Origin of the sequence: Parablautia sp. Marseille-Q6255 (assembly GCF_951230155.1) — a bacterium.
GTDB lineage: Bacteria > Bacillota > Clostridia > Lachnospirales > Lachnospiraceae > Choladousia.
The window spans coordinates 126,777-146,345 of the sequence record NZ_CATNVD010000001.1 but is presented as its reverse complement, the minus strand read 5'-3'; the positions used below and the strand labels follow the sequence as shown (position 1 = coordinate 146,345).

Genomic DNA, 19,569 nt, shown 5'->3' with positions numbered 1-19,569 from the left:
TTACTGCCTCCATACAACACGATGTGTTCTTTTGCAAAAACTTATACAATATTATGTGCAAGCATTCACTATACTACCATTTCTGACAGGATGCGTCAAGAGATTTACCGGATGAACATAGCATCGCCGAACGAGAAAAAGCGGTAGCGCGCTCTGACGGCTTCTTCGTATGCTGCCATAATATGTTCTTTCCCGGCAAGCGCGGAAACCAGCATCAGAAGTGTGGACTCCGGAAGATGGAAATTTGTGATCAGTCCGTCCAGAAGGCGGAAGGTAAATCCCGGATAGATAAATATCTCAGTCCATCCGCTGCAGGCACGTATCTCTCCGTCAAAGCGTGCGGCGACGGATTCGATCGTGCGGCAGCTCGTTGTGCCGACACAGATCACACGTCCTCCGGATGCTTTGGTGTCGCGGATGACGGTGGCAGCCTCTTCTGTCACTTCGTAAAATTCAGAGTGCATGTGATGCATAGTGACGTCTTCCACCTTTACCGGACGGAAGGTCCCAAGTCCGACATGCAAAGTCACCTCAGCGATACGGATTCCTTTTTCGCGGATTTTCTGGAGGAGTTCCGGTGTAAAATGCAGACCTGCAGTCGGAGCTGCCGCTGATCCTTCATACTTTGCATAAACAGTCTGATAGCGATTGCGGTCCTTTAATTCATGGGTGATATAGGGCGGCAGAGGCATCTGACCGAGCTGGTCAAGTATTTCCTCAAATACGCCTTCATACGTGAACTGGATCAGGCGATTGCCTTCTTCAACGACGTCAAGGACTTCTCCTGTGAGCAGTCCGTCTCCGAAAATGATCCGGGTGCCAGGCTTTGCCTTTTTGCCAGGCTTGACGAGCGTTTCCCAGACTCTGTTTTCCCTGCGTTTTAAAAGAAGGATCTCGATCATTGCACCGGTCCCCTCCCGCACGCCGTAAAGCCTTGCAGGTATGACCTTTGTGTTATTCAGGACAAGGCAGTCCCCTTCGTTCAGATAATCAATGATGTCATAAAAATGACGATGCTGCATTTCTCCTGTAGTCTTGTCAAGGACGAGCAGGCGGGAGGCAGAACGGTCATCGAGCGGATCCTGTGCGATCAGCTCCTGCGGCAAATCAAAATAAAAATCAGACGTTTTCATAATATATCACATCCTGTTCTTTTATCTTCCACATCCCCTCTTCGAGGTCTATGATTGTCACGGCACAGTTTTTAGGTACTCCGCCCTGCCAGAAATCGCAGAGCGGAGTATTCTTTACCGCACAAAGCAGTGCCCTTGAGGCAGCACCGTGGGTAGAAATAAGGATTGTTTTATCCTGCCATTCTTTTTTTTCTTTAAGTTCTGCTAAAAAATCGGCCGTGCGCTCGCACAGTGACTGGATCGATTCCCCGTGTGCGGCAGCGATATAATGTCCCGGATCGTGAAAAAAGCGGTAGAACCGGGAATTTGGATCCTCGCGTTCCTCTTTTGAAATCCGCTCTCCCTCCATATCGCCGAAGCTGATCTCGCGGATACGTGTATCCTCGATAACAGGAATATTTCTGCCGTCAAGTACCAGCAGTGCCGTTTCCTTCGCTCTGCTAAGAGGACTGGTGAGTACCAGATCAAAGGGAATGCCGCGCATTGCCTGCGCAGTCTTTTTCGCGAGCAGCCTGCCATTTTCATTTAGCTCAATATCTGTCTGTCCCTGCAGACGAAGCTGCGTATTCCACGCAGTTTCGCCGTGCCGGATGATGTATAATCTCATATATTAACACTCCTGTCAGACGCTTATTTGACTTATCAGGACCGGATTTCGATACCCAGAGACTCCAGACCATTCCAGATTTTCTTCATGGCTGCAGTAATATCGCTTTCTGCGAGCGTGCGGTCCTTTGCGCGGAATACGATGGAGTATGCCATGGATTTGAAGCCTTCCTGGATCTGGGCGCCCTCATAGATGTCAAAGAGCGTGCATGTTTCCAGGATCTTTCCGCCTCTTTGGAGGATCATCGTCTCAATATCTCCGGCAAGGATATGCTTTGGCACGACCATACTGATGTCGCGGGTCACTGCCGGATATTTGGCAATGCCTGTGTACTTACGGTCAAATGTAGCAAGCGCAGTGATCTCCGGCATATCGAGGACAGCGATGTAAGCCTTCTCGCCGATTCCATAATTTGCTGCAACAAGTGGATGTACTTCTCCAAGGTAACCCAGAACGGTGTTTCCGTGCATAATGTTTGCCTGACGTCCTGGGTGCAAAAATGGTTTTTCGCTTTTTGGATCATATGTTTTGCGGTCTGTAATACCGACCTTTTCCAAAAATTCCTCCACAACACCTTTCATGGTAAAGAAATCTCCATCTCCGTACATACCGAGCGTGAGCTGCATGCGCTCATCGGGAAGCTCAGTGAGCGGCAGCGCTTTTGGAAGATAGATATTGCCAAGCTCATAGAGACGCACGTTTTTATTGCGGTGGTTGAAGTTAAAGGCCAGAGAGGTCAGCATGCCTCCGACCGATACGGTACGCATGATGCTGAAATCTTCTCCAAGCGGATTCTGGATCTGGATCGCATTGCGCAGCGCACAGTCCTGTGGGATCAGGAGCTTGTCAAATACCTTCGGGCTTTCGAAGGAATACATCATTCCCTGAGAAAAGCCGCAATACTCGGCAATGTCCTGTGCCACCTCGCGCACGCGCAGATCAAACGGAAGCTTGCCTGTCGTGGCTTCCCCATCCGGAAGCGTTGTCGGGATATTGTCATAGCCGTAGAAGCGAGCTACTTCCTCAGCGAGGTCAGCAGTGCGAAACAGATCATGGCGGAAGGTCGGTGCGATCACCTCGCGTGTGTCTGCATCGTATCCCAGATCAATTCTGCGGAAGTAACCAAGCATTTCCTCTTCTGAAATGTCAGTGCCAAGCAGCGCATTGATCTGATCCGGCTCAAAGGGGATGCGAACAGGCTCTTTTACCCTGCTGTATACATCAACCATGCCGCCTACGACCTCCCCGGCGCCGAGCTCTTCTACCAGCTGACATGCGCGGTCGATCGCCGCCTGGGCATTATTCGGGTCCAGACCTTTTTCAAATTTGGCGGAGGCATCTGTACGAAGACCGATCCGCTTGGAGGAAAGACGGATATTCGTACCGTCAAAGCAGGCTGCCTCAAACAGCATTGTTTTGACATCGTCTGTGATCATGGAGTTTTCTCCTCCCATGATACCGCCGATGCCTACAGATTTTTCTCCATCGCAGATCATGACCACGTTTTCATCCATCGTACGTTCCTGACCGTCAAGTGTTGTGAATGTTTCCCCGTTTTGTGCGCGGCGCACAATGATCTCATGACCTGCGAGACGGTCATAATCATACGCATGCATCGGCTGTCCGTACTCTTCCATCACGTAATTTGTGATATCCACGATATTGTTGATCGGACGGATACCTGCGGCTGCCAGACGGCGCTGCATCCACTTCGGAGACGGAGCGATCCTGATATTTTTTACGATCCTTGCTGTATAGCGCGGACACAGCTGCGGATCCTGCACAGTTACTTTGATATAGTCGGAGGCGTTCTCATTATTGCCGGTCGGAGTTACAACCGGAGGATGGAATTCCTTTCCAAATGTTGCCGCTGCCTCTCTCGCGATCCCGATGACAGAAAAGCAGTCAACGCGGTTTGAGGTGATCTCATATTCAAAGGTAATATCGTGCAGACCGAGCGCTTCGATCGCGTCTGCGCCTACCGTAGCATCCTCCGGGAAAATATAAATGCCGTATTCCGGTGCTTCCGGATACATGTCTGCTGTAGAGCCAAGCTCCTCGATCGAGCACATCATACCATTTGACTCTACCCCGCGCAGCTTTCCTTTTTTGATCTCGATGCCGCCCTCCGTCAGCTTTCCGTCGTGTCCTCCTGCGACACGTCCTCCGTCAAGAACGACGGGAACCTTATCTCCGACTTTGACATTTGGCGCGCCGGTCACGATCTGTGTTGTATGTGTTCCTACATTTACCTGGCAGACGATCAGCTTGTCTGCATCAGGGTGACGCTCGATCTGTTCGATCTGTCCGATCACGATACCGGACAGATCACGGTCTGCAGCTACGTATCCCTCAACCTTTGTTCCGGAGAGAGTCATTGCATCAGTGTATTCCTGAGCTGTCACGTGAAGATCAGGAACGTATGCTTTTATCCATGATAATGTCGTATTCATTTTTATTCTCCTTTTTTATTTGGTTAAAACTGCTTCAGGAAACGTACGTCATTTTCATACAGCAGTCTCATATCGTCAATCTCATATTTCAGCAGTGCGATACGCTCCAGTCCGACTCCGAAGGCGAATCCTGTATAAACTGTTGGATCGATTCCGCACATTTCCAGCACATGCGGATGCACCATTCCACAGCCCAGGATTTCGATCCATCCACTGCCTTTACAGAAACGGCAGCCCTTACCGCCGCATTTAAAGCAGGATACATCTACCTCCGCACTTGGCTCTGTAAACGGGAAGTGATGCGGACGGAATTTTGTCTTTGTCTCTTCTCCGAAGAGCTCCTTGGCAAACTGCTCCAGTGTACCCTTAAGATCTGCAAAGGTGACATTTTTATCGATCACGAGTCCCTCGATCTGATGGAAGGACGGAGAATGTGTCGCATCCACCTCATCGGAACGGAATACGCGTCCCGGTGCGATCATGCGGATCGGAAGCTTGCCTTTTTCCATTGCGCGGGCCTGTACCGGGGAAGTCTGTGTACGCAGCAGGATCTCCTTGCTGATATAGAATGTATCCTGCTCATCCTTTGCCGGATGGTCGGCCGGAATGTTCAGTTTTTCAAAATTGTACTCATCGTACTCGATCTCCGGACCTTCCATGACCTCATAACCCATTCCGATGAAGATGCGCTCTACTTCTTCGCGGGCGATCGTATTCGGATGACGGTGCCCCACATTATTTTTCTTTGCCGGGAGTGTTACATCGATGACCTCTTCCTTAAGCTGCTGTTCCAGCGCAGCCTGTTTGAGCAGCTGCTTTTTTTCTTCCAGCGCAGCTTCTATCTGTTCTCTTGTCTGATTGACGAGCTGGCCAAAGGCCGGGCGATCCTCAGGAGCAAGCTCCTTCATACTCTTTAATAATGCGGTCAACTGACCTTTTTTTCCAAGAAAATCAACTCTGACATCGTTTAACTGATCAAGTCCACTGGCCTGTTTGATCTGCGCCAGTGCGGTTTCTGAGATTGCCTGCAATCTGTCTTTCATACCACTCTTCCTTTCTGCTGATGGTTTACCTGTATTTTTAGCGGCACAAAAAAATCGCCCCCAAAAAGGGACGAAAAATTTCCGTGGTACCACCCTGTTTCCTGCCCTGCGGCAGGCACTCTGGTATGCGTAACGCGCATGAAACGTTGCTTCCTAATCTGAGGTTCAGAAGCAAAGCTCCGGTGTGAATTTCGCTGTCTGTCTGAACCTGAGAATGCTTTCAGCCGATGACATCCTCTCTCTGCCGGAAAACAGTCCGCTACTGTGCACCATCACTGCCTTTGGTTTTTCTGCTAGACATCATCATATATCACAAAAGCAGATCTGTCAAGAACTTTGTATATCAAAGGCATCGGGATCTTCGATGTAGTGATTGAGCGGGAGTTTGACAGTTGAATATCGGAAAAAGTACTCACAGGTCGCATAAAACCTGCTTTTTTTATGTCAATTTTTTTGATTTTATATCTGTTATTTTATGTTATTGTATGATATAATAAGGGAGGAGGGATGACAGATGAATCTTCATATAACAAAATCAAAAAATGCAGAGTCCTTTTATATCTGCAAATCTTATACAAAAGCAAATGGCAGCACTACTTCAGCTATTGTCCGCAAGCTGGGAACCTTAGAACAACTTTTGCCTGAACATGGACCTACAAGAGATGATGTCATTGCATGGGCGAAAAATGAAGTGAAAATAGAAACTGAAAAATATAAAAAGGAAAAAGAAGCACAGACAGTATTGATACCATTCCATGCGGATAGACACTTAGATTATGGCAAGCAGGCCTTCTTCCGTGGTGGCTATCTGTTTCTCCAATCCATTTATTATCAACTACAAATGAATAAAATCTGTCGGAAATTGAAACATAAATATAAATTCAAGTATGATATCAATGCGATCCTTTCGGATCTGATTTATGCAAGAATCTTAGAACCTTGCAGCAAACGTTCTTCTTACAAAGTTGCATCTGAATTCTTAGAAAAACCATCCTACGAGCTTCATGATGTTTACCGGGCATTGGATGTACTTGGTACGGAATGTGATCTTATTCAGTCTGAGGTTTATAAAAACTCCCACTTCCTTGGAAAAAGAAATGATAAGATCCTTTATTATGACTGCTCGAATTATTACTTTGAAATTGAACAAGAAGATGAAAATAAAAAGTACGGCAAAAGTAAAGAACACAGGCCAAACCCAATCATCCAAATGGGATTGTTTATGGATGGAGATGGGATCCCCCTGGCTTTTTCTCTTTTTCCGGGAAATGCAAACGAGCAGACCTCTCTCAAACCGTTAGAAAAGAAAGTCCTTGGAGATTTTGGTTGTCAGAAATTTATTTATTGTAGCGATGCCGGGCTCGGCTCTGAATCAATCCGAGAGTACAATCACATGGGAGAACGGGCTTATATCGTAACCCAGTCCATCAAAAAGCTGAAGAAAGAAGAAAAGGAATGGGCATTAAATTTACAGGGATTTAAAAAAGTATCAGACGGAACCCCTGTTGATATCACAAAACTACCCGAAGATGACAAAGGACTTTATTATAAAGACGAGCCCTACACCACAAAGAAGCTGCATCAGCGCCTGATCATTACCTATTCTCCTAAATATGCCCTTTACCAAAAATCTATTCGAGACAAACAGATCGAGCGGGCACAAAAGATGCTGGATTCAGGAAGCACAAAAAAGAACCGCAAAAATCCAAATGATCCAGCACGTTACATCGGAACGATCGCTGTAACAGAAGAAGGAGAAGCTGCTGATGTAAAGCATTATCTGGATGAAGCCAAGATTTCCGAAGAATCCCAGTATGATGGCTTTTACGCAGTATGCACAGATCTTTTGGATGACGAAGTCAATGATATTTTAAAGGTAAGTGAAGGAAGATGGCAGATAGAAGAATGTTTCCGGATTATGAAAACAGATTTTTCTGCAAGACCTGTCTATTTACAGGATGAAAACCGGATCAAAGCACATTTTCTAATCTGTTTTCTTGCATTGACCATATACCGTTTCCTTGAGAAAAAACTGAATGCTAAATATACATGTGAAGAATTATTAGATGCTCTAAAAGAAATGAATTTCGCCGGAATACAGGAACAGGGATTTATTCCTTTATACAAACGGGAAAGAATTACGGATGCTCTTCATGATGTCTGCGGTTTCCGAACAGATTATCAGTTCATAACAAAAAGTAAGATGAGAAATATCCAGAAAAAAAGTAAAAGGAAAGAATAAAATACTAAAGTCCGTAACAACGGAAAAAATCGCTATACCCCAGTAAACATGAGGGATACAGCGATTTTTTCTTTTTCTAACTGTCAAAGATGGGATCATATATCACAAAAGCAGATCTGTCAAGAACTTTGTATATCAAAGGCATCGGGATCTTCGATGTAGTGATTGAGCTCTGCGCCGATAAACAGCAGGTACATGCTGGTATAAAGCCACAGCATTACGACAACAAGTGTGGTAAGACTGCCGTACAGGACAGACATGTTTACTGCATAATCAAGATAAATGGAAAAGGCATAGGAAAAGGCGGCCCATGCGACTGCAGTAAAGACTGCTCCGGGAAACTGGCTCTTAAAAGTTTTTTTCTGGTTTGGCAAAAACATGTACATTGCGAGAAATAAAACGATCAAAATGAGCATCGCGATCATCAAAGGTACGATGATCAGCGTATCCGGATATTCATTGAGAATCGGGAAAAGCCTGCGCAGATACCATTGCAGGGAATATCCAAATACAAGGATCACAAGGCTTACCAGCAGGGCGAGGATCATGACAACCGTATAACAGGCGGCGCGGAAACGCACGACAAAATAGTTTCTCGTCTCGATCACTCCGTGTATGGAATTCAGTCCGTCCGTAAGCCCCATGATTCCTTTCCCTGCCACCCAGACTGCAACGATCGCAGACCAGGATAAGAGTGCCGGAGACTGCTGGTAAATACTGCTGATCAGAGGCTTTAAAAGATCTGAGACCTGAAACGGAGTGACCCGCTCGATCGCCATCACGACATCGTTCTGACTGATCGGCGTAAACTGGAGCAGCGTCAGCAAAAGCATGAGCACTGGAAAAACGCTCATCATAATAAAAAATGCCGCTTCTGCGGAGTGTGCCCTGACACGGTCATTTCCCATTTTTAATGTAAATCGGTGTAAAAAATCCAGCCATTTTTTCATAATCCACATTCCCTGTCTGCAGTTTCACTTTGATGTATAGGAGCTACTCCATAATAATACTTCAAAATCGCTGTATAGTCCAGTCCCTCTGCCGCCATTTGAGCCGCTCCGCACTGACTCATACCATTCCCATGCCCGTATCCGCAGCCGCGGATCGACAAGCTGCCTCCGTCCTGATTTTCGATGATAAAAAATGCGCTTGGAAGCAGCGACATGCCATCCGTGACAGACCCATCCTGAAGCGAGATGGAAACCTTTGGAGATCCCAGTATTTTCCTGATCATGTATTCTCCCTCGATCGAATACCGGTATCCTGCGCAGGTCAGTGTCAGAAGGGTCAGCTGTCCGTTTCCTTCTCTTTTGGAAGCTTCGATCGAAAGTGTCTGCTGCGCATCATCACAAGGAGCGGTCTGTGCAGGGTCAAGGGGCTGTGCAGTCAGCGTTCCGCTCTTTCGCGCCTGCTCTAAATTTTCTGTCACAGAAGCGACCGGAACAGTGACAGACCACCGGATCCACGCAGAGCCGTACTGGGCGGTGGGATCCGGTGTAGTGTCCAGAAAATCCCGAAAAGAAGCCTCATCCCCAAGATCACTGCGCTTTTCTGTCAGTCCGGAAGTAGAATAATACTGGATCTCCTCCAGCGGAAGGATCACGCCCGCTGTTTCCTGCACCGCCTTTTTGGATGCCTTTGTCAGCTGCTGATTATTATAGACCTGAAAAGAAACGCTGTCATCGAGGTCGCAGGGCTGTTTCCCTCTGTTGTTTTGGATACAGTTCCTGGCATACGTTCTGGCACAGACCGCCTGTGCTTTCAGCGCTTCTGCCGGATAAGAAGAGGGCATCTCACTGGAGACAACACTGTAAAGATACTGCTCAAGCGGCACCTCATTGACTACAGTGATCCCTTCCTTGTTGCCGGTCAGATAAAGCTTCCCGTGGTACTGTGGCACACCGCTTTCCCGTACAATGCTTTCCAGTGCAAGCTTTGCGCCGTTTACGCCTTCGATGCACAGCGTATCTCCAGCGCCGAGCTCCGTGCCGGTGATCTGCCAGCTTTCTCCTGGGAGCTTTTTGCTGTGGACACCGCTTTGGTCTGTGATCACACAGCCCTTTTTGCAGGAAAGGACTACTTTATCGTGGAAGTCAGAAGCAAAATCCTGTGATTTGATCAGGACGCGGATCATCTGAGAGGCATCAGGTGAAGCTTCTTCCCCGTCATTTGTCTGTGGCATAAAAGAAACATCGGTTTCTTTTGGCGGCAGGCAAGCTGTCGCACCACTTTGTCCGTACTGCGCATAGCGGTACAGCAGAGCTGCCGCGCATGCGGCGATCGTGGCAGCAAGCAGAAGCTGCATAAAAAATATCCATCGGCTTTTCCAGTGACCGTGCAAGATTGCTCCTTTGGACTCGTCCGTTTTTATTAGTATATTTCACAGACACAGGGATAAGAACTTTTCCGGTGCAAAAATGTATGCGATGGATATTTTAGAAAAGCACAGAAATCTGACGGGCGGTCTCTGTTTTTTCAGGACTGGTTAATGTAGTTGATCAGTCCCTCTGCCTTTATGATCTTTTGCATAAATTCCGGAAATGCCTGTCCTTTAAATTCTGTCCCTTTTGTGCGGTCATAAATCATACCGCTGTCAAAATCGATTTCGACCTCATCTCCTGCCTCGATGCTGCGGGCAGCCTGCGGACACTCGATGATCGGAAGTCCGATATTGATCGCATTCCGGTAAAAAATGCGGGCAAACGTCTCTGCGATCACGCAGCTTACGCCGGAGGCTTTGATCGCGATCGGCGCATGCTCTCTTGAGGATCCGCAGCCGAAGTTCTTCTCGCCTACGATAATATCGCCTTTTTGAACCTTCTGGACAAATTCGCGGTCAATATCTTCCATGCAGTGCTGCGCGAGCTCTGCCGGGTCAGATGAGTTTAAGTATCTTGCCGGGATGATGACATCTGTATCTACGTTATCTCCATATTTGAATACTCTTCCGGATGCTTTCATTCTCCTACCTCCTGCAATTCTTCTGGTGATGAAATTTTGCCGGTCACTGCGCTGGCGGCTGCGACTGCAGGACTTGCCAGATATACTTCAGAGCCGACGTGGCCCATGCGGCCGACAAAGTTGCGGTTTGTTGTGGAAATGCAGCGTTCTTTATCTGCGAGGATCCCCATATAGCCGCCAAGACACGGTCCGCATGTCGGGGTGCTTACCACTGCTCCTGCTTCGATGAATATCCGAAGCAGTCCTTCTTCCATGGCCTGCAGATAGATGGCCTGCGTAGCCGGGATGATGATACAGCGCACGCCCTTTTTCACCTTGCGCCCTTTCAGAATGCCTGCAGCGGTGCGCAGATCATCCATGCGGCCGTTTGTACACGAGCCGATGACTGCCTGATCGATCACAATATCTTCTGTGATCTCATCTGTGGTCTTTGTATTTTCCGGCAGATGCGGAAAAGCAACCGTAGGCCGTAAGGTCGACAGATCAATGGTATATTCTTCCTCATATACGGCATCCTCGTCAGCCTCGAAAACCCGAAACGGCCGTTTGGAGTGTTCCTTCATGTAGGCAACAGCGAGCTCGTCTACCGGAAAAATACCATTCTTTCCGCCTGCTTCTATCGCCATGTTCGCAATCGTAAACCGGTCATCCATAGAAAGGTGACGGATACCGTCGCCCGTAAATTCCATGGACTTATAGAGGGCTCCGTCTACGCCGATCATACCGATGATGTGCAGGATCACGTCCTTACCGCTCACCCATTTAGAAGGCCTGCCGGTCAGGCGGAAACGGATCGCAGAAGGAACCTTGAACCAGGCCTTTCCGGTTGCCATTCCTGCCGCCATATCCGTACTTCCAACACCGGTCGAGAATGCGCCGAGCGCTCCATATGTACATGTATGAGAATCCGCCCCAATGATCACGTCACCGGCTACCGTAAGGCCCTGCTCTGGCAGCAGCGCATGCTCGATCCCCATTTGTCCTACATCAAAATAGTTTGTGATCTCATGCCTGCAGGCAAATTCACGAACACATTTACAGTGCTCTGCAGATTTAATGTCTTTATTTGGAATAAAGTGATCCATGACAAGAGCGATCTTGTCCTTATCAAAAACGCCATCCTTCTGAAATTTTTCCATTTCATGGATTGCGACCGGAGATGTGATGTCATTTCCGAGTACGAGATCCAGCTTTGCTTCAATCAGCTGCCCTGCCTCTACGGTTTCCAGTCCGGCGGCGGCAGCCAGGATCTTTTGCGTCATTGTCATTCCCATATTCTGTTCCTCCCTTATATGGCTCCGTTTTGTGTTTGCATCCGTGCGCATCCTGATCTTATGGCACAGGAAAGTGAGAGCTTTCCCATACCATGAAAAAGGAGCGCCGCCTGCCGGAAATATTTCCCGCCGGCTGTGGCACCCCTGTGTGAGTATCTCCTGCAATATGTACAGGACTGTGTTTCCAGACTTAGTTGTTGATCAGCTTGTCTTCTCCATTCCAGCTGTACAGCTTGCGGATCTCTTCTCCGACTACCTCTGACGGATGCTCAGCTGCCAGCTTGCGCATTGCCTTAAAGTGTACCTGTCCGCCGGCAGGAGACATATCAAGCAGGAAATCCTTTGCAAATGTTCCGTCCTGAATGTCCGAAAGAATTTTCTTCATTGCCTTTTTGGTATCTTCTGTAATGATCTTTGGTCCTGTCACGTAGTCTCCGTACTCAGCCGTATTGGAGATGGAATAGCGCATGCCTGCGAAGCCAGACTGATAGATCAGGTCTACGATCAGTTTCATCTCGTGGATACACTCAAAGTAAGCATTTCTCGGATCATAGCCGGCTTCTACGAGCGTCTCAAAGCCTGCCTGCATCAGAGCGCAGACACCGCCGCACAGTACAGCCTGCTCACCAAAAAGATCCGTCTCTGTCTCCGTACGGAAGGTTGTCTCAAGTACTCCGGCTCTTGCGCCGCCGATAGCCAGAGCATATGCAAGCGCCAGATCCAGCGCTTTTCCTGTCGCATCCTGATGTACTGCCACAAGACACGGCACGCCCTTGCCAGCCTGATATTCGCTTCTTACTGTGTGCCCCGGTCCTTTTGGAGCGATCATGGTAACGTCCACGTTCTTCGGCGGCACGATACAGCCAAAGTGGATATTGAACCCATGTGCGAACATCAGCATATTTCCCTCTTCCAGATTCGGCTCAATATCTTTTTTATAAAGAGCCGCCTGCTTTTCATCGTTGATCAGGATCATGATAATGTCGGCTTTTTTTGTGGCTTCTGCAGCCGTATATACTTCAAATCCCTGCTCTTCGGCTTTTTTCCAGGATTTGCTGCCCTCATAAAGTCCGATAATAACATGACAGCCGGATTCTTTTGCATTGAGTGCATGTGCGTGTCCCTGACTGCCGTAACCGATCACAGCGATCGTCTTCCCCTCCAAAAGAGAGAGATTGCAATCTTTCTGATAGTAGATTCTAGCATCCATTTTTTCATTCCTCCACAGTTTGATAAATTTTATGAAAAAAGTATCATCAGATGACAGAAGTAAGTATGCTTTGCCAAATGAAGGTACGCCTCCATCAGTTATAAATAGCGGATATCGTCAGAGCCGCGTGAAAGTCCTGTGATACCGGTACGTGCGAGCTCCAGGATCTCATGTCCCTCCAGAAGCTGCAAAAATGCAGTAAGCTTTGACTGCTGTCCGGTAAGCTCTACGATCAGAGAATCCTTTCCGACATCAATGATATTGCCGCGGAAAATATTTGCAATCCCGATCACCTCGTGACGCTCCTTGGCGTCTACCCGCACCTTTACGAGGATCAGCTCGCGGCTTACGCTGTTTTCCTCCTCCAGGATCTTGATATCTACGACATCGATCAGCTTGGCAAGCTGCTTTGTGATCTGATCGAGTATGCGCTCGTCTCCCGATACGACAACGGTCATACGTGAATACCGGGGATCAGCCGTTTCTCCAACAGAGAGGCTGTCAATATTGTATCCGCGGCGGCTGAAAAGCCCTGATACACGGCTTAATACACCAGCGGTATTGTCTACCAGCAAAGATAAAACCTTTTTATTCATATCCATCCGCTCCTGACTGAAAACTTTTATACATTTTAACAGTAATTCTTTAGTTTGTCAACGTGAAAAAGTGCTGCAAAAAAATTTAGTAACGGTTCTAAAAAACCACAAAAACGGCGGGCAGATGCGCTGCACCATTTTTGTGGTCTGAAAATACGAAAGACATTTCGAGCACACTATTTGGTAAGCGAGCTGTTCAATGCTTCTGCGACAGCCTGCGCCATCGCATTTTTATTTTTATTATAGAAGGTAATATCATCCCTGTCATCAATAAAGGCAGATTCGAGCAGACCGTAAGAAACACCGGCCTTCTGAGCCGTTTTTGCATTTAAAAGCCCTGAAGAGGCAAAGATCCCGGTTCCGCCGCCCCAGACACGGAAGCCTGTACGACTGGCGACTGTCGCTACGATATTTCGGTCAATGGAGGTATCCTTTTTCGCAGAATTCACATACATGCCGATGCCCTTGTAAGAACCATCACCCTTTGGATCTTTGCTGGATGCAACGGTTGCATTAAAATGAACCTCCAGTACGTAATCATATTTTTTAAACTGAGGATCCGGTCCGGATTTTCTCCCGGCAAGCACCTGGTAGCAGTCATAGTTCTGGTCATACATGACTACATTGAGACCTGGATTTACTGCCTTGAGCCTTTGCATGATCAATGTTGCAAACTCACGTGTAAGCTGGTACTCATAGTACGTGGAGTTGGAATAATATCCGGCGGCTCCGACATCCCCCTGCCCGTGTCCGGCTATGATCAGAACGGATTTCTGTTCCGGCGAAGGCGCAGTCGACATATCAGCTACTCCGTCCGTACCGATCGTGATCCCGTCCACTGTGGTGCTGACGCTCATTTTTCCGCTGTTTTTAAAATGATACCGTTTTCCATCGATCGTCTGCCAGCCTGTCTGTACGATACAGTCCGAGAGATAATATCTCGAACCATCCACCGTGATCCAGCCGTCCTCCTTACGGACTCCGTTTTTATTAAAGTAATATTTTTTACCGCCGATCTTTTTAAAACCGATCGTCTTTTTTCCGGAAACGTAATAATATGTTTTTCCGTTTCTCGTAAACCAGCCCTTCGCGAGCCCGATCTTCCGGCCGTCTTCATCTGTCTTGTAGCCTGCGGGAGAGACTCCGTTTCGCAGCAGACGCCCCTTTTTATCTACATAGCGGCCATCGATCCAGCGGTTTTTCTGCATGACGCCGTTTGAGGCAAAATAATAGGTGTCATCACCGATCTTCCGCCAGCCTTTGATCGCGCGTCCGCGCAGTCCGAGTTTTTTCCCATTGCTGAAAAAATAGCGTTTGCCCTTGTAGGTTGTCCATCCGACACAGGCGCTTCCATCTTCATTGAAACAGAAAATATCATCACCGATCTTTTTTAGTCCGACATACATTGCGCCGAGGGTACCGGCATTTCCGCGCGGAGTCAGATAATAATTTTTCCCTTTAATGGTACGCCAGCCGCCGTGCTGGAGGACTCCCTTTCTGGAAAAATAAAACTGCTTGCCGTCGATCGAACAAAAACCGGTCGCCATACTGCCCTTTGGCCCGTCAGGATCTGATTTCTTGCGGAAATAGTACATCTTGCCATCGATTTTTTTCCAGCCTTTTTGCAGCTTTCCGGAAGACTTATAATAATAAGTATAAGCCCCCTGCTTATGCCAGCCTGGCTCGTGATAGCTGCCGGCGTATTCCTCCCGATCCGTCCCGTCCGGCAAAGCGTCCGGTGTCGCCTCTTCTGACGCAGGCTCTGTCTCAGGCTGTGTCCCGCTGTGCGGCACAGCTTCTGTCTGTGTTTCAGAACTGTATTCTGATTCTGTGGTGTCCTCCTGTACGCCCTGTGTCTGTATGGTTTTCTGAGCAGACACAGAAAAAGCGGTGTTTCCGAAAACACCCATTATCATTGCGGCACTGACTGCTGCAAGCCATATTTTTCTCTTCATGAAACTGTTCATCCCCTATTTATTACATTTTTGTTAAAGGATATCACAGTTTTGTAAATTATTCAAGACTTTTATAGTGGTTGTAGCAATACTCAATGATACTTTTGCGCGTCACGATACCAATAAAGATGCCATTGTCATCTATGACCGGTACAAAATTCTGATTCATGGAGGTCATGACAAGATCTTCGATATTGCAGTTGACATTGACCGGCTGATTATCCCGCTTGCGTGGAAATTTTCTGATCGGTATCTCCTCTGCCTCGCGCAGACTCAGACTGCCCCGCTGCTTGAGCTCCCAAAGGATATCCCCCTCGGTCAATGTGCCGATATAATTTCCCGCATGATTGATGATCGGTACGGAGCTGTATCTGTGATACTCCATTTTTTCCAGCGCCTGCCTGAGCGAATAGTCGTCAAACAGGTACATGACTTCACTTTTTGGAACTAAATAAAACAATATATTCATCTGATGTCCTCACATATATTTGCCCGGCCAGCCTTTGCGGCGTCCGGGCTTTCTTATGCATTATTTTACCATACAGAAAAATTTGATTCAATAAAACGTATGATTATTTAGTAAAAATTTAAGGTTCTGCTGTCCGTTCGGTATCATATAAACTCTACCTGTATCCGGCCATTGTGTGTTTTTGCAGTCAGGGATTTCGGCCTGGATGGGTCAAATACATTGTCCAGATTGTTAAAACCGTTGTTGGTCGTACTGTTAATATTGTAATCATTCGGATTACCGATCACTGCTGCCGTGACAAAGCCGTTGCTCGTCTGGAGCAGGAGGCGGTCGCTGATAATGTTCCGTCCTGTCACTGCCCCGTTTTGTGTCTGAAGGGAGAAAAGCCCGTCGAAGCGGCATTCTTTTGCCGTAATAAGCCCGTTTCCTGCCGCTGCTTCCAGTGTATCGCCCCGCACATTAGAAAGCTCGATCTTGGCGTTATTTGACTGAACCTCCAGCTGATGGATACTGCTGTTTTCGATACGGATCATGCCATTGCTGCTGCTGATTTTTGCGGAGTCAAGGTTGCCAAGACCTGCCACCCGGATACTGCCATTTGTCGTCTGTAAAAGGAGGGCGCCGGCAAAGCTGACCGGAAGCTCGAGGACCAGGATATTGAAGTCTTTGAAAAGATTCAGCAGGTTCACATGAAGCGGTACCTTTCCCTTTAATTCATGATGAAAGTGGAATATTCCATTTTCCTCGGTAAAGGTAACCTGATCCTGCCCCTCTCTCGGTTTGAAAAATACGCGGACCGGACCGTCCTGCGTTGTTTTGACCCGGATTCTCAAGTTGTTTGTCTCGACACGGACCGTATGGATCAGTTCAGATGATTCGTAACCGCATGCGTTTTTGCTCTGTGCTTTGGCTGTGTATACAACGATCCCTCCGTACTCTGCACGGATTTTCGATGCGACTTCCTCCGGGGCTTCCATTTTGGAAATAATCTCTTCCTCTGTATATCCCTGCTCAATACCGTCAAGAATCAGTTCTTCATAAAAATCCTCAATCTGAGAAAGATCTTCACCGGGAAAATCGATCAGCTGAAATTTTAAATTCCGTAAATACTCTTCCTTTTTCATATTTCTGCCTCCTCCTGCTGCGGTACAGGCTCATCTGCGGGAACAGGAGCTGCCGCATTATGTTCTTTTACAAAGTGGTATAGATTTTGCATCTCCTCCCACTCATCAAGAAACTGTTCAATTTTTTGCTGCCCCACTTCAGTAAGCTGATAATATTTCCGCATTCTTCCATTGTAGGCCTGACGGTACGTTTGGAGACTGCCGTTTTGCTCAAGCCGTTTTAAGATGGGATAAAGTGTAGACTCAGATATTTCAATACTGTCCTCTAAATCCCGGACGATCATATATCCGTATGACGGTCCGCGTTTTAACACGGCGAGGACACAGACCTCAAGAATCCCCTTCTTTCGCTGTACATCCATGAAAATTCCTCCTTTCAGCAGTGAAGCACTGCCTGTGATCCTGCAATACTATGCAATAAATACTATATTATATATACTATTTATTGCATAGTATGTCAAGAAGAAAATCAATAAAAAAGAAAATACCAGAAAGCTATTCCTGAAGGCAGGGTGCTTTGTGGCATTTTCTTTTTTATGCAAGCGGTTTTTCGCGTTTCATCCTTGTGATCTCGACAAGAGAAAGCTTTGTCATATCAATGAGCGCCGTCGGAATCGGATCCTGCTTCAACTGGACGTCCAGCAAATGCAGCAGCTCCTTTTGCGCTTCCTTTGATTTCATATTAATAAAATCTGCAATAATGATTCCGCTTAAATTGCGCAGCCGGAGCTGGCGTGCGATCTCTACGGCAGCTTCTTTGTTGATCTTCAAAAAAGTAGCCTCCTGATTTTTTCCGCCGCTGCATTTTCCAGTATTGACATCAATGGCTGTCAGGGCTTCTGTGGGCTGGATCACGAGATAGCCGCCGGATTTCAGCCAGACCTTCTCGGAAAGTGCCATAGAAAGCTGCCGTTCCAGCGCATACAGCTTCTGCATGGGGAGCAGATGATCTTTATAAAGCTGCAGCTTGCCCAGATCCTCCGGCTGATATTGAGAGAGGTACTCTTTGATCTGTGTAAAAAGCACCTCATCATCGGTCAGGATCGCGTCTGCTTCTGTGCTGTACAGATCCTGCAGACGTGTCAGATAGCGCGGCGGCGTACGCAGCAGACAGGAAAAACAGGTCCGATACCGCGCCTGTGCGATCAGCCTGTCACCTTGCGCCTTCAGCCGGAGCACATCGTCTCTGATCCGCTCATCTGACGCTTCTTTTGCATTGGTGCGCACGAGCCAGCCGTATGTATCTCCGTCTTTCTGGCACGCTTCAGAGGTCTGTCTGCCCAGAATTTCGTTTATCACTTCAAGCAGTCTGGTCTTTTCTGTCTGATTAAGCTTTGCTGACACAGACAGTCTGGTGTTTCCGGTCGTCAGGAGGACGTATTTTCCATGCAGCGTGAGATTTGTAGTGACAGAAGGATACTTTGATTTTATGCTGTCCCGGCTGATCTGTACGAGAAGTTCATCTCCCTCCTGCGGCTGTGCAGAGCTTCCCTTTTTTGTAAAAACAGGATGTACTGCATCGCGAAGTGACAGATGACAGACCTTTCCGGGGGATACTTCCACAAAAGCGGCGCCGATCTGCCGGGCGATATTTTTTATTTTCCCGATGTAAATATCTCCGATGCAGAGATTTTTATCATCCTCATGTGCAGTCTGTAAAGCAGCATTCGGAGACGTTTCTGTGGCGTCATCCGCAACAAAAGAATCGCGGTGTATCTCTACTGCCCGGCCATCCTGCATTAAAAATGAACAGATGTATCCGTCCATCCGGGTGATCAGATAGCTTTTTTTATTCATAGGATCTCTTCTCCCAGATCACAAAGCGGCACAAGTCTGCGTGTGCCTTCTGTCCCCGTGTCTGCATAAATCTCACAGCGGTGGATCTCATATGCAAACGGATCTGCCTCAAGCCCAAGTGTTTTGAGGTACGTGTCCATGACAAGCTCGGGCTTTACGTTCGCTACGCTTCCGGCTGAAAGCTTCATAAAAACAGTGCCTGCGTGAACCCGCATCTCATAGATCAGCGGGCGCAGATCTATCTCTTTTTCCGATTTCTTTGTCTTTTTTATTACCGGGATACTGTCCTTGGCATAAAAGTGAGAAATGCCGGACTGCCAGTCTCCCTTCGGCTCATAGCCCCTGCGAAAGCGCAGCTTATAATCGGCAGCAGCTACAAGCGTCATCGCCTTATTTGCTTTGCCGTCGGGGATCTGATAAAACCCGGTTACCTGTATTCCTTCTGCGCCGGTGCGGTTGAGCGCGGCGATGGCAGCTGCACTTGATATGGGCGTGCGAAGCTCAATATCCATATATTCTGCTTCACTGGTGATCCCAACGCCAAGCGGCGCTGCAAATGACATGATCATATGCGGGCTTAAGCCTTCTGAGTATGCAATATCAATCCCCGCCCTGCGGATCGCTTTTTGAAAATAGCGCATGATATCGAGGTGCCCGATAAATTTCATGATCCCGTATTTTTCAAATTTTACCCGTACCTTCATA

Annotated in this window: 17 protein-coding genes and 1 other annotated feature; of the genes, 1 reads left to right on the top strand and 16 read right to left on the bottom strand. The window is 47.6% G+C overall.

Annotation, left to right across the window (positions count from 1 at the left end; translation table 11 throughout):
• Positions 1 to 104: 104 nt before the first annotated feature.
• From queA to pheS, 4 genes are read right to left on the bottom strand one after another with little or no spacing between them, the layout of a single operon-like run.
• The gene (gene queA, locus QOX44_RS00735) at positions 105 to 1,133 is read right to left on the bottom strand and encodes a tRNA preQ1(34) S-adenosylmethionine ribosyltransferase-isomerase QueA (protein ID WP_283680731.1); all 1,029 of its coding nucleotides are present in this window, start codon (positions 1,131 to 1,133) and stop codon (positions 105 to 107) included.
• Positions 1,120 to 1,740, bottom strand: coding sequence for a histidine phosphatase family protein (locus QOX44_RS00730; protein WP_283680730.1), 621 nt, complete (start codon positions 1,738 to 1,740; stop codon positions 1,120 to 1,122). The genes queA and QOX44_RS00730 overlap by 14 nt, the downstream gene beginning before the upstream one ends.
• 35 nt (positions 1,741 to 1,775) lie before the next feature.
• Entirely contained in the window at positions 1,776 to 4,193 is a 2,418-nt protein-coding gene (gene pheT, locus QOX44_RS00725) for a phenylalanine--tRNA ligase subunit beta (protein ID WP_283680728.1), read from the bottom strand.
• A gap of 23 nt (positions 4,194 to 4,216) precedes the next feature.
• Positions 4,217 to 5,236: a phenylalanine--tRNA ligase subunit alpha gene (gene pheS / locus QOX44_RS00720; RefSeq protein ID WP_283680727.1), complete on the bottom strand. Its 1,020-nt coding sequence runs from the start codon at positions 5,234 to 5,236 to the stop codon at positions 4,217 to 4,219.
• A gap of 63 nt (positions 5,237 to 5,299) precedes the next feature.
• Positions 5,300 to 5,521 (bottom strand) — a binding site (T-box leader).
• Positions 5,522 to 5,750: 229 nt separating this feature from the next.
• On the opposite strand from pheS, the gene QOX44_RS00715 reads away from it, so the two are divergent.
• Positions 5,751 to 7,478: an IS1634 family transposase gene (locus QOX44_RS00715; protein ID WP_283680726.1), complete on the top strand. Its 1,728-nt coding sequence runs from the start codon at positions 5,751 to 5,753 to the stop codon at positions 7,476 to 7,478.
• A 119-nt stretch (positions 7,479 to 7,597) separates the two neighbouring features.
• Here QOX44_RS00715 and QOX44_RS00710 read toward each other — a convergent pair whose 3' ends face one another.
• The 12 genes from QOX44_RS00710 to QOX44_RS00655 form a co-directional block, all read right to left on the bottom strand.
• Positions 7,598 to 8,428: a YihY/virulence factor BrkB family protein gene (locus QOX44_RS00710; RefSeq protein ID WP_283680725.1), complete on the bottom strand. Its 831-nt coding sequence runs from the start codon at positions 8,426 to 8,428 to the stop codon at positions 7,598 to 7,600.
• Entirely contained in the window at positions 8,425 to 9,783 is a 1,359-nt protein-coding gene (locus QOX44_RS00705; protein WP_283680724.1) for a SpoIID/LytB domain-containing protein, read from the bottom strand. Before QOX44_RS00705 ends, QOX44_RS00710 begins: the two co-directional genes overlap by 4 nt.
• Before the next feature lie 170 nt (positions 9,784 to 9,953).
• Positions 9,954 to 10,439 (bottom strand): 3-isopropylmalate dehydratase small subunit, encoded by a 486-nt coding sequence (leuD, locus tag QOX44_RS00700; RefSeq protein WP_283680723.1) that lies wholly within the window; start codon positions 10,437 to 10,439, stop codon positions 9,954 to 9,956.
• The gene (gene leuC / locus QOX44_RS00695; protein ID WP_283680721.1) at positions 10,436 to 11,713 is read right to left on the bottom strand and encodes a 3-isopropylmalate dehydratase large subunit; all 1,278 of its coding nucleotides are present in this window, start codon (positions 11,711 to 11,713) and stop codon (positions 10,436 to 10,438) included. Before leuC ends, leuD begins: the two co-directional genes overlap by 4 nt.
• A gap of 190 nt (positions 11,714 to 11,903) precedes the next feature.
• Positions 11,904 to 12,923: a ketol-acid reductoisomerase gene (ilvC, locus tag QOX44_RS00690; RefSeq protein WP_283680720.1), complete on the bottom strand. Its 1,020-nt coding sequence runs from the start codon at positions 12,921 to 12,923 to the stop codon at positions 11,904 to 11,906.
• Between the two features lie 98 nt (positions 12,924 to 13,021).
• Complete coding sequence (gene ilvN / locus QOX44_RS00685) at positions 13,022 to 13,519, bottom strand: acetolactate synthase small subunit (RefSeq protein WP_283680719.1); 498 nt, start codon at positions 13,517 to 13,519, stop codon at positions 13,022 to 13,024.
• A 176-nt stretch (positions 13,520 to 13,695) separates the two neighbouring features.
• Complete coding sequence (locus QOX44_RS00680; RefSeq protein WP_283680718.1) at positions 13,696 to 15,474, bottom strand: N-acetylmuramoyl-L-alanine amidase; 1,779 nt, start codon at positions 15,472 to 15,474, stop codon at positions 13,696 to 13,698.
• A gap of 58 nt (positions 15,475 to 15,532) precedes the next feature.
• Positions 15,533 to 15,943 (bottom strand): CBS domain-containing protein, encoded by a 411-nt coding sequence (locus QOX44_RS00675; protein ID WP_283680717.1) that lies wholly within the window; start codon positions 15,941 to 15,943, stop codon positions 15,533 to 15,535.
• Between the two features lie 143 nt (positions 15,944 to 16,086).
• On the bottom strand, positions 16,087 to 17,067 hold the full coding sequence (locus QOX44_RS00670) for an HAAS signaling domain-containing protein (protein WP_283680716.1): 981 nt from the start codon (positions 17,065 to 17,067) through the stop codon (positions 16,087 to 16,089).
• The gene (locus QOX44_RS00665; RefSeq protein WP_283680715.1) at positions 17,064 to 17,429 is read right to left on the bottom strand and encodes a PadR family transcriptional regulator; all 366 of its coding nucleotides are present in this window, start codon (positions 17,427 to 17,429) and stop codon (positions 17,064 to 17,066) included. The genes QOX44_RS00670 and QOX44_RS00665 overlap by 4 nt, the downstream gene beginning before the upstream one ends.
• Positions 17,430 to 17,601: 172 nt before the next feature.
• Complete coding sequence (locus tag QOX44_RS00660) at positions 17,602 to 18,864, bottom strand: ribonuclease E/G (protein ID WP_283680714.1); 1,263 nt, start codon at positions 18,862 to 18,864, stop codon at positions 17,602 to 17,604.
• Entirely contained in the window at positions 18,861 to 19,568 is a 708-nt protein-coding gene (locus QOX44_RS00655) for a TIGR03936 family radical SAM-associated protein (protein ID WP_283680713.1), read from the bottom strand. The genes QOX44_RS00660 and QOX44_RS00655 overlap by 4 nt, the downstream gene beginning before the upstream one ends.
• Position 19,569 lies beyond the last annotated feature (1 nt).